We start from the raw sequence: 10502 nt of genomic DNA on the forward strand, positions 1-10502 counted from the left end.
CAGCTGAATCCTTTAATGCAAAAATCAAAGCTTTCAGAGCATCACTAAGGGGCATCGTTGATGAAAAGTTCTTTCTGTATCGACTTGCAAAGATTTATGCTTATCCCCACTAAATTTCCACTGAGCCAGAATTATGGGTCAGCGGATTGAGGTTGGTTTAGAAGAATAAAAAAAAGAGAATGACCGAAATCATTCTCCTTATGTCGGGGTGACAGGACTCGAACCTGCGACAGCCTGGTCCCAAACCAGGAACGCTACCAACTGCGCTACACCCCGATTGTTTTGTTTAATGTCTTTATGTTATCAACACAGTGGTGTTTTACTTACATAAAAAGAGAATGACCGAAATCATTCTCCTTGTGTCGGGGTGACAGGACTCGAACCTGCGACAGCCTGGTCCCAAACCAGGAACGCTACCAACTGCGCTACACCCCGATTGTTTGTCTTGACAATCTTCTTGTTCCTGCAACTCTTGTTGTGTTTGTTTCTTGATTGCGGGTGCAAAGGTACGGATTTTTTTTGTTTCTGCAAAACTTTTCAAGAAAAAAGCATTAAATTGTATGCTCTTTTTTTAATAGTTTACAGAGATTTTCCTAAAACCACAATTTCTACATTATTAAATATTGTTTTTACCTTACCCGTATTGCAATTGTCTGATTAATATCAGAGCTGGGAAGGGGATGGATTATAGACGAATGGTGGTCTGTCACATCCCCTTTGTTGGTTTGCAAGCATTATTGTTGTATTATCCTCATACTAGTGAGTGGCTGTCAATGTATTTTAGCATTTCGTTTTTGTAGCTTTCTGAGATGGGGAGATATTGGTCACCGATAACAATGCGGAAGCGATCGACCAGTTCCACTTTGGGCATGTGTACGATGTATGATCTGTGTATGCGCATGAATTCTGGCGAAGGAAGGTATTCCTCCACCTTCTTCATGTTCATTAGAGACATGATGTTTTTAGAACTGTCAGTGAAATAAAATTTTACATAGTCTTTAACACCCTCTACATAAAGGATGTCGTCGAAGTTGATTTTCTGCAGCTTGTATTCGCTTTTCACGAACACGAACCGGTCTTCGCGCATTGTCTTCTGTCTGTCTTGAATGTCAAACCACTCAAGAGCCTTGTTTGCAGTCTGCAGGAATCTCTCGAAACTGATGGGTTTCAGAAGATAGTCGAGAGCATTGACATCGTAGCCGTCAATCGCATATTGGTTGAAAGCCGTAGTGAACACGATTTTCGTTTCCTTGCTGATTATCCTTGCAAATTCCAGTCCGCTGAGTTCCGGCATCTGGATGTCGAGGAAAATCAGGTCGATCTTTCTTTCGCGTATGGTCTTAATTGCTTGTATGGCACTGTTGTACACTCCTTCCACTCTGAGGAAGGGCACCTTCTGAGCATAACTTTCCAGCAGCTCTGCTGCCAGCGGCTCGTCATCAATTATCACGCAATTTAGTGTCATAAATATATATGTTAGAATAATAAATCTTGTTATTGTCTTTTGTTCCTTTTTCCCATGTATACTTTTTGTGGTAGGCAAGTTCGAGGCGTTTGCCCACCTGTTCAAGGCCGATGCCGTGACCGCTTCTGTCGGTGTCGTTTTTGGGGAAATTTGAATTTTCTATCTCGCATGCGATATGGTTGCGGTCGGCATATATGTTTATGTGTATGAAACTGTTTTCTGCCGTTCCTATACCATGCTTGAAGGCATTCTCTATCAGCGAGATAAAAATTAGGGGAGCAATCCTCAGTTCCGTGTCTTTGGGCACGTTGACCTGGATTTGTATCTTGGTAGTCTTCGGAATGCGGATTTTCATAAGGTTGATATAGCTGTGGATAAACTTAATCTCATCGTCGAGTCTGACGAAGTCCTGCTGGTTATCGTAGAGGATATGCCTGAGCATACCGCTGAGTTCCAGTATCGCCTCTTGTGCTTTCTGCTGGTTGAAGGCTGTGAGGGCATAGATGTTGTTGAGGGTGTTGAGCAGGAAATGAGGATTGACCTGATTCCTCAGGTTCTTCAGCTCTGCATCCTGTTTTGCCATCTCTGCTTCCCGACGTGCCGTTTCTGACGACTGCCATTTGATTGACAGTATCGACATGGCTGCTATGGCTGCAGTAACAGTCATGTTGAAAACGTTTCTCAAAATGAATATCAAGTCCATCAACGCATTCGGCTCTCTCATCTTTTTCATCGGATGCAGGTGATGTTCCGGATGGAAGAATACCCTATGGCTCACCTGAAACCAGATATGTAGCCCTAATCCCATTAGTATCACCAATGCTATGGTATATGTCCAGAACTTACGCTTTTGTCCTTTGAGCAACAGTTTGGGCGTGAGGTATAGATAAGTGGTGTAGAACACCAGCATCATGGCAATTGGTGTGGAAAACATCGGTATCAGCTTGTCTGCTTCAAAACGGTCACCTCTATCGAAGAATGTGAGCGGGGATATTAATATCACGAGCCATACGGCAACGTGGATAGCGACAAGGGCCTTCTTGTATGAGTTCATGGCGTTGAGTTTGTTCTTCTTATATTTAATCATTCATATCTGAGAGCCTCGATAGGGTCGAGCTGTGCTGCTTTCTTTGCCGGATACCAACCAAAGAACACACCTGTAAAGGTACACACGGCGAAGCTCATGACGATACTCCATGGCTGTATGTATATCGGCCAGTGGGCAATGAGGTTGATGGCATATGATGAACAGACTCCTATCAGTACGCCGATAATGCCTCCTGTCACGCTGAGCAGTATCGCCTCGATGAGGAATTGGTTAAGGATGTCCACTCCGCGTGCTCCAACGCTCATTCTGAGTCCTATCTCCTTGGTTCTCTCTGTCACGCTCACATACATGATGTTCATGATTCCGATGCCGCCCACTATAAGTGAAATGCCTGCCACACATCCCAGCAGAATGGTCATCATATCTGTGGTTGAGTTCATCATTGATGCAAGTTCCTCTTGTGAGCGTATGTTGAAGTCGTCATCGTCGGCCTCCTGCATGTCTGTGGCCTCTTTCAGTTTGTGGTTACGACGCAGTATTGTGGTTATCTCGTCTGTAGCCTTGTCTGTAAGCCCTTCTGTTATTGCAGAACAGTTGATGCTTCCGAGATACGTCTGTGCGAGTATCCTCTTCATTACAGAAGTGTATGGGGCAAGCACGAGATCATCCTGGTCCATACCCATCGTGTTGTATCCTTTCTTCTTCAACACTCCGACGACTCTGAAAGGTATGCTGTTGAAACGCACCACACGCCCGATGGGATCGCTGCCGTCGGGAAAGAGATTGTCAACTACGGTCTGTCCTAGAACGCATACCTTTGCGCTTGACTTTATGTCTTCATCTGAAAACATATCTCCATCGCTCACGCTGAGTTGGCGGATTGAGAGATAGTCGGTGTTCACTCCATAGATAGTAGATGGGGTGTTGTTGTTGCCGTAGATGAATTGTCCGCTTTTATTCACCACCGGACTTATTGCTGAAATGTACTTACATTCGTCTTTAAGCGACTGATAGTCGGCAAGTTTCAGGGTTTCCATTGATGAGGCATCCTGTCTCACTCCGCCTCTCATGTCGGCTCCAGGGTTTATCATTATCATGTTAGAGCCCATCTCGGCAATGTTTGCTTGTATACTTTTCTTTGATCCCTGGCCTATGGCAAGCATGGCAATGACCGAAGCCACGCCAATGATAATGCCGAGGGCTGTAAGGAAAGACCGCATTTTATTGGCGGCTATAGCTATGAGGGCTATCTTGAAAAGATTGCTATAATTCATTGTTCTGTCCTCATTGGTTTATTCGTCGGTGCTTGGCGGTAATTGTGCAAGTGCTTCGGCTGCCGACTGTATGTTGTTGTTGTATTCGTCACTTATCACCTTGCCGTCTCTGAGCATGATGTTACGGCTCGAATAGTTGGCCAGGTCGGGATTGTGTGTCACGAATATTATAGTTCTTCCTGCAGCGAAGAGTTTCTGGAAGAGCACGAGGATTTCAAACGATGTCCTCGTGTCGAGATTTCCTGTAGCTTCGTCAGCAAGTATTACGGCAGGGTTGTTCACCAAGGCACGGGCTATGGCCACACGTTGCATTTGTCCACCTGACATCTGGTTGGACTTGTGGTATAGGCGGTCACCCAATCCCACTGCCTTGAGGGCTTCAATTGCCCTGTCATGTCTTTCTGTTGACGAAACGTCTGAGTTGTACATCAGGGGAAGCTCTACGTTCTCTATGCTGGTGGTCTTTGGCAACAGATTGTAGTTCTGGAATATGAAACCTATTTTTCTGTTGCGCAGCACGGCTCGTTGTGGTCTTGACATTGTTCTCACCGATACCCCGTCGAGCAGATATTCACCGCTTGATGGAGTATCGAAGCATCCGAGCTGGTTTAGCAATGTAGACTTTCCGGAGCCCGACTTACCCATGATGGTTACGAATTCACCCTCGTATATCTTGAAAGAGACGCCCCTCAAGGCATGTACCATCTCATCGCCTACAAGAAACTCTCTTTTAACGTTCTGTAATTCTATAACGACTTTTTTACTGTCCATATTGTTCTGATTCATGAATTTATTCAAGTTCCAAGCACGTTTTTATCCCAAATCGGTCATTAGGCTTGCTTGGATTTTGTTATTTTAGAAGAGTGGTTTTGTTTGGCTTTTAATGAGTAATAGCGGGCTATTGCGAATTAAAAACAAGCAAAAGGCGCCTTATAAAAAACAAAAGACTGCAAGCAGTTATTAAAATTATACATTAAACGGCATAATGACCGATTTGGGGTTATGGAACCGGTGAATTTCATTGATGTGAAACTTAACTGTTGTTATTTCTTCTTTTGGCGTGGACCTTTAGGAGCGAATGGACTGCTCTCGCTGTTGTTTTCAGCCTGTTCATCATCATTTCCGTTGGCAGCCTTAGCGTCGGTTATTATCTCCAGTCCTTTACTCACACCACTCAGAATCTCGGTATGTATTCCGTCAGACATACCTATTTGTACAGCATGTGCCTTGAAAGTGTTGCCTTCGCGTGTCCATACTTTATTTTTCCCCTTACAGTCAACTATCTTGCAGCCTTTAATCAGATCTTGGGTCGGAGTGAAACGCAAAGCCTTTGTGGAAACGCACAACACGTTCTGCCGTTCTGCCGTATAGATCGTTACGTTGGCTGTGAGGCCTGGCTTCAGCTTCAGTTCGCTGTTTGGGGCACTTATCACTACTTCATATGTTACTACATTGTTTGTCGTTGTAGCTTCCTGTCTTACTTGTTTCACGACTCCTTCGAAAGTGTCGTTAGGATAGGCGTCGACGGTGAATGATACGCGCTCGCCTTCTTTCACGTCGCCGATGTCGGCCTCATCTACGTTTGCCACAACCTGCATATCTTTCAGGTCTTTGGCAATGGTAAAGAGTTCTGGAGTGGCATAGCTTGCGGCTACGGTCTGTCCTTCCTCTACAGACTTGGAAATCACAACTCCGTCTATTGGTGAGGTGATGATGGCATAGCTGAGATTGGTTTGGGCTTTCTGGACCATCTCTCTCGACTGGGCAACCTGGTCTTTAGCTTTCTCAAAGTTCAGCTTTGCCGATTCATATTCGTCTGCGCTTACCAGTCCTTTCTTGAACAATGTTGCATAGCGCTTGTAGTTTGCAGATTCGTAGTTCAGTGAACTCTGTGCACTCGACAAGTTCGCCTTTGCGGTATTCAGTTCGCTAATGAGGTTTGTCTTGTCCAATTCTGCTATTATCTGTCCTTTCTTCACCACTGTATTGTAGTCAACATACAGTCTTGAGATGATTCCTGATACTTGTGTACCCACCGTTACTGAAGTCACAGGCTCTACGCTTCCCGTAGCCGTAACGCTGTTCTTGATATTTGCAAGTTCAACCTTTGCCGTGTCAAATGTCACCGCCTGTTCTTTTTTTCCTCCGGAGAACATCCATGTTGCTATCGCGAGGACTGCTATAATGCCAATCCCAATCCATATTTTGCTTATCTTTTTCATATTCTTAATACTTTCTTGTTTTTTGATATTCTTGATTCTTTTTTTATCATGTAAGATTACTTCACGGATAGATTGCTTGTTGGCTATCTATTGCCGTAAAGGTCAAGCATCTGTTTTGAGAGAATTGTCATGTATTTGCTTTGTAGCATATCCTGTTGGGCCTTAATCAGATTCGTCTTGCTGTTCATCAATTCTATAATGTTCTTCAATCCTAATCTGAATTGCTCGCTCATAAGGTCGTAGCTCATTTGCGCGCTTTCAACATTACTCTTTGCTGCCAGATATTTCTGTTGGTTATTGTTGGCATCTATCCAGTATCCCTCAACGGTATTCCATATTTTCTTCTTCTGGTCGTCCAGTTCCAGCAATGCGTTTTCTCTTGCAATACGAGCTTTGTTCAATGCTGTCTTTGTTTGTCGCTGATCGTAGATAGGCATGCTTACTGTAGCTCCAAGCGCCATGTCGAAGTTCGTTTTTATCTGGTTTACCCATGAGTTCTCGTTCATCGATGAGGAACTTGTCATCGCTGATCCTGTGAGACTTATCGTAGGCATGTAGCTTGCCTTTGCTATGGCGATGTTCAGATTGCTGCCTTTTATTCCAAGCTGGCTGTATACGATCTCCGGTCTGTTTGTAATGGCATTTTCATAGACAAAGCTAAGGGCAGGAACTGTTGCTGTGGCTTGGGCGTCGGTTGCTTCTGGTAAAACTATTTCAAAACCACTTTCAGCAGTAATCTCCAACAGTTGTTTAAGTTGTGACTTGTATTTTGCCAGATTACTCTCTGTTTCCACTATGCCGTATTTGTCGTTTGCTGCCTGAGATGAGAGTTGTGCCATATCTGCTTTCGACATCTTTCCTACATTTACCATCTCTTTGCCTCTGTTCTCATTAGCCAGACTTGCCTCATATGATTGTTTGTTTACTGTCAGGGCCTCGTTGGTATAGAGAATCTGTACGTAGAGCTGTGTTATCTGCTCTTCGATTGTCTTTGCCGTTATGGCAGAGTCGGCAGCGGCTTGTTCTTCTGCCACTTTGCTTAATTTCAGAGTGTTGGTGCTTTTGTTGCCGTTCCATACTGTCCAGTTGGCATTCACTCCGTATGTACCGTTATACGACAGTTTGTCTACGCTGCGTTGTACTGTACCATTGCTCACCATACCCATGCTTTCGTTTGGCCACGGCCTGAATCCCACCCCTTGAGTTGTGCTTGCATTCACAGATGGCAGCAGTTGGGCTTTTGCCTGGAGAGTATTCTCGTGTGCAGTCTGCTTATCGAGTGCTTTCTTCTTCAATGAGATATTGTTGGCCATGGCATAGTCAATGCATTCCTCAAGAGTCCACTGTTTTGTACTTTGCGCAAGAGAGGAGACTATCGACAAAGATGCCAAGGCTGTAGTCATAATGATTTTGTTCATATTTGCTTTCTTTGATTACTCTGCAAATATAGGCATTCTATTCCCTGCATGATAATGAAATAGATATAAGGGGTGTGTTAGTAGAGGAAAAGTTTTGTTTCTTAGATGTAGAACCTCTAAATTAACTGTTTTTTAACAGAAATACGGACTCATGGACGAGCGTGATTGTGAAAAATCATCCTAATCTTTTCAAAGTAAGAAACTGTAGCCTATTATCTTATTGTGCATATATGAGACAGAATAGGTCTATTCGTAGTCTGCTTTGATAATTTGTTTCTTCCTTTGAGAAGGTTAGGATGATGAAGGATTTATCCCTTGTTCTTTGTCAGAAAGGCTTCAGCTCTCTGCAGGTCTGCTGGAGTGTCAATGCCTACGGTTTCAACATCGGTCAGTCCCACCTTAATCTTGTATCCATTCTGCAGCCATCTCAATTGCTCCAGACTCTCTGCCATTTCGAGTGACGACTGTGGCAACTTGGTTATTTCTTTCAGTACGTTTCTTCTGTAGGCATAGAGGCCGATGTGTTTCAGATAGTTGAAGTTCTGAAGCCATTCACCATGATCCACATTCCTGAGATATGGAATCACGCTGCGGCTGAAATACATTGCATATCCATTGTTGTCTCTAACTATTTTGGGAGAGTTCGGATTGTCAAGATCAACAATGTCCTGATCTTTTGTGAAGGGCTTTCCGAGTGTCGCTATCTGAGTGTTGTCGTCATCAAAACAACGGCATAGTTCTTTTATCTGTGATTCATGGATAAACGGTTCGTCGCCTTGTATGTTTATCACAACGTCGTACTCCTCACTGAGTTTTTCTACTGCTTCTTCAATACGGTCTGTTCCGCTCTTGTGTTTAGTGGAAGTCATAATGGCATTTCCGCCGAATTCTGCTACCGCATTGAAAATGCGGTCATCATCAGTAGCTACATATACGTCGTCGAGCACTTTCTTTACTTGTTCGACGACCCTTTGAATCACAGTCTTACCGCCTAGTATGGCGAGTGGTTTTCCGGGGAAACGTTGTGATGCGTATCTTGCCGGTATTATTCCTACGAATTTCATATTTATGTTTTTTTTAGTTTTAAATTGACAATGGAATTCCATTGAGTGCGTTTGTGGGTGACTTGACATCAAATTCTGAACCTTATATATGATCTGTCATCGAAAGAAGTTTGTCCCTCATTGAGGCCTTTGGTCGCTATGTTTTCGTATATGCATAGCGGGTCTTCTTCAAGCAGTCTCTGTAGCTCTGCTTCGCTTTCGTTTAGCGTAGGCATCAACTTTGGGTATCCGTCAGAGGCAAGCACTATTTCATGCGTTTTGTCATCTATGGGTATAACTTTCACGAGATGTGTAGGTATATTGAATCCGTCTATTACCGGGTAGAGCTTGTTCTGTTCCAGACATGCTTTCTTCAATGTTGGCAATATTGCTTTGCGCCCGATGTCATTTCTTCTCATTTCGGCTTCTGACATACCTTCTTTCAAGGATTTTCTAATTATCAGCGCTCTTTGGGCTGCAATTTCTTTTTCCCCTGGTTTAGGATTCTCGTATAGTTTACCGTCAACGAGACACTGACAGTCGCCCACCATCCATATCTCCTTCCTGCTGAGACTGAAGACGATGGCACTTGCCGTCATCCTGTTCGTTGGAACATCATTCAACTTCTGAATGTCAACAGCATGTGCATTATATATGGAACGGATTTCTTCTGTCACCTTTTCACAAAATCTCTCCATACAGATGTCGCGTGGCATCTTTTTGATGGCTTTTATGATAGCGAGCATGCAGTATCTGCCGTTACTCATCTCAGGGTTAACTTTCAGTTCTGTTTTGCTTGTACTTCCGTCTACGACGGCAACGAAATTGTCATCTGCCGTTATGCCGTCCTCGTTTAGCAGCCTGCCCGCCTTTCCTTCCGTCTTTTGTTCTATGATTGTCATTTCCTTTTTCGTTGTTGCTTGAAGTAAGTCTTCCCGTTCTGCCTGTGTTCTTTCCGTACCTGTTCTTACTCCATACATAGTCGCTGCTATTTTTCGAATATCCATTGTCGTTGTGAACATATTCTTTTTTGTTGCGGCTTCGGCCGTTGCCTTTATGTGAATCTTGTCCGTCGTCCTTCCATTGGTTGCTGGTGCGTGGACCGGCAGATGTCTGTCTGTAGACGTTAGCATAGAGTTGGGTTATGAGGTCAGCTCTTCCAATTCGTTTCAACTCTCTTTCAATGTTTCGTCTCTCTTCGGGCTTATACCAAAAGAAGAACTGCCTTTGAGCGAGTTTTTCTTTCGGTGTCTTGGCTGAAAATACAGGTTCGAGTGTATATGGGTGAAAACCTGTATACCATGTTTCTGTACTTACCGTCATTGGAGTGGGCGTGAAGTCCTGTACCTGTTCCAGATGAAAATCCAGTCTTTTTGTCTTTACCGCGAGTTCCGCCATGTCTTCCTCCATGCAACCAGGATGGCTGCTTATGAAGTAGGGGATAATTTGCTGGTTCAGGTTCTCTTCATTGTTTATTCTATCGAACATCCGTTTAAATTCTCCAAACTGTTCGAATGATGGCTTTCTCATAAGCCTCAGCACATTGTCTGACGTGTGTTCTGGAGCAACTTTCAGTCGTCCGCTTACGTGCTTACAAATAAGTTCCCTTGTATATTCTCGTGCAGCCTTATTCGCTTTATCGTCCTTGCTTTTGTACAGCAGCAAGTCGTATCTCACACCGCTTCCGATGAAACTTTTCTTTATTCCAGGCAGAGCGTCAACAGAATGGTAGATGTCGAGCAGAGCCGTGTGGTCCGTGTTGAGGTTCGGACATACCTGTGGGTTGATACACGATGGTCTCTTGCATTTCTCGCATAGGTTCTTGTTGCGTCCAGACATTCCATACATGTTTGCTGACGGACCACCAAGGTCGCTGAGATAGCCTTTGAAACCATCCATCTGGATTACCTTCTTCACTTCTTTCAGTATGCTTTCTTTGCTTCGACAAACTATAAATTTGCCCTGATGCGCACTTATGGTGCAGAAGGCACATCCTCCAAAACATCCTCTGTGGATGTTAACGGAGAATTTT

General features: G+C 44.0%; 9 protein-coding genes, 2 tRNA genes and 1 pseudogene. 1 reads left to right on the forward strand and 11 read right to left on the reverse strand.

The window, feature by feature from the left end:
• Positions 1-113, forward strand: a pseudogene (locus ST42_RS14230) (ISAon1 family transposase); the annotation flags it as partial.
• Between the two features lie 90 nt (positions 114-203).
• Here the strand turns inward: ST42_RS14230 and ST42_RS04065 are convergent.
• The 11 genes from ST42_RS04065 to ST42_RS04115 all read right to left on the reverse strand — a co-directional run.
• Positions 204-276: transfer RNA gene (locus tag ST42_RS04065), tRNA-Pro, on the reverse strand.
• 86 nt (positions 277-362) lie between these two features.
• Positions 363-435: transfer RNA gene (locus ST42_RS04070), tRNA-Pro, on the reverse strand.
• A gap of 316 nt (positions 436-751) precedes the next feature.
• Entirely contained in the window at positions 752-1465 is a 714-nt protein-coding gene (locus ST42_RS04075) for a LytR/AlgR family response regulator transcription factor (RefSeq protein WP_044072443.1), read from the reverse strand.
• Positions 1440-2552 carry a sensor histidine kinase gene (locus ST42_RS04080; protein ID WP_044065852.1) on the reverse strand — a complete coding sequence of 371 codons (1113 nt, stop codon included), beginning with the start codon at positions 2550-2552 and terminating at the stop codon, positions 1440-1442. The genes ST42_RS04075 and ST42_RS04080 overlap by 26 nt, the downstream gene beginning before the upstream one ends.
• Positions 2549-3787: an ABC transporter permease gene (locus ST42_RS04085; RefSeq protein WP_044072445.1), complete on the reverse strand. Its 1239-nt coding sequence runs from the start codon at positions 3785-3787 to the stop codon at positions 2549-2551. The genes ST42_RS04080 and ST42_RS04085 overlap by 4 nt, the downstream gene beginning before the upstream one ends.
• Before the next feature lie 18 nt (positions 3788-3805).
• Entirely contained in the window at positions 3806-4558 is a 753-nt protein-coding gene (locus ST42_RS04090; RefSeq protein ID WP_044072450.1) for an ABC transporter ATP-binding protein, read from the reverse strand.
• Between the two features lie 272 nt (positions 4559-4830).
• Complete coding sequence (locus ST42_RS04095) at positions 4831-6009, reverse strand: efflux RND transporter periplasmic adaptor subunit (protein WP_044072447.1); 1179 nt, start codon at positions 6007-6009, stop codon at positions 4831-4833.
• Between the two features lie 83 nt (positions 6010-6092).
• Positions 6093-7427, reverse strand: a complete 1335-nt coding sequence (locus ST42_RS04100; RefSeq protein WP_044072449.1) for a TolC family protein — start codon at positions 7425-7427, stop codon at positions 6093-6095.
• A gap of 308 nt (positions 7428-7735) precedes the next feature.
• The gene (kdsB, locus tag ST42_RS04105; RefSeq protein ID WP_022315991.1) at positions 7736-8491 is read right to left on the reverse strand and encodes a 3-deoxy-manno-octulosonate cytidylyltransferase; all 756 of its coding nucleotides are present in this window, start codon (positions 8489-8491) and stop codon (positions 7736-7738) included.
• 68 nt (positions 8492-8559) lie between these two features.
• A complete protein-coding gene (locus ST42_RS04110) occupies positions 8560-9372 on the reverse strand; it encodes a hypothetical protein (RefSeq protein WP_044065848.1) in 813 nt (270 codons plus the stop codon).
• The coding region (locus ST42_RS04115) for a DUF3362 domain-containing protein (RefSeq protein ID WP_156139291.1) at positions 9299-10502 on the reverse strand (1204 nt) is incomplete at its 5' end. The genes ST42_RS04115 and ST42_RS04110, both read right to left, overlap by 74 nt.

The organism is Prevotella pectinovora (genome assembly GCF_000834015.1).
Lineage (GTDB): Bacteria > Bacteroidota > Bacteroidia > Bacteroidales > Bacteroidaceae > Prevotella > Prevotella pectinovora.

Excerpts from the sequence above, each read along its gene's own strand:
- ST42_RS04080 (WP_044065852.1), bottom strand. The coding sequence starts at position 2,552 with ATGATTAAATATAAGAAGAACAAACTCAACGCCATGAACTCATACAAG.
- kdsB (WP_022315991.1), bottom strand. The coding sequence starts at position 8,491 with ATGAAATTCGTAGGAATAATACCGGCAAGATACGCATCACAACGTTTC.
- ST42_RS04085 (WP_044072445.1), bottom strand. The coding sequence starts at position 3,787 with ATGAATTATAGCAATCTTTTCAAGATAGCCCTCATAGCTATAGCCGCC.
- ST42_RS04075 (WP_044072443.1), bottom strand. The coding sequence starts at position 1,465 with ATGACACTAAATTGCGTGATAATTGATGACGAGCCGCTGGCAGCAGAG.
- ST42_RS04090 (WP_044072450.1), bottom strand. The coding sequence starts at position 4,558 with ATGGACAGTAAAAAAGTCGTTATAGAATTACAGAACGTTAAAAGAGAG.
- ST42_RS04110 (WP_044065848.1), bottom strand. The coding sequence starts at position 9,372 with ATGACAATCATAGAACAAAAGACGGAAGGAAAGGCGGGCAGGCTGCTA.
- ST42_RS04095 (WP_044072447.1), bottom strand. The coding sequence starts at position 6,009 with ATGAAAAAGATAAGCAAAATATGGATTGGGATTGGCATTATAGCAGTC.
- ST42_RS04100 (WP_044072449.1), bottom strand. The coding sequence starts at position 7,427 with ATGAACAAAATCATTATGACTACAGCCTTGGCATCTTTGTCGATAGTC.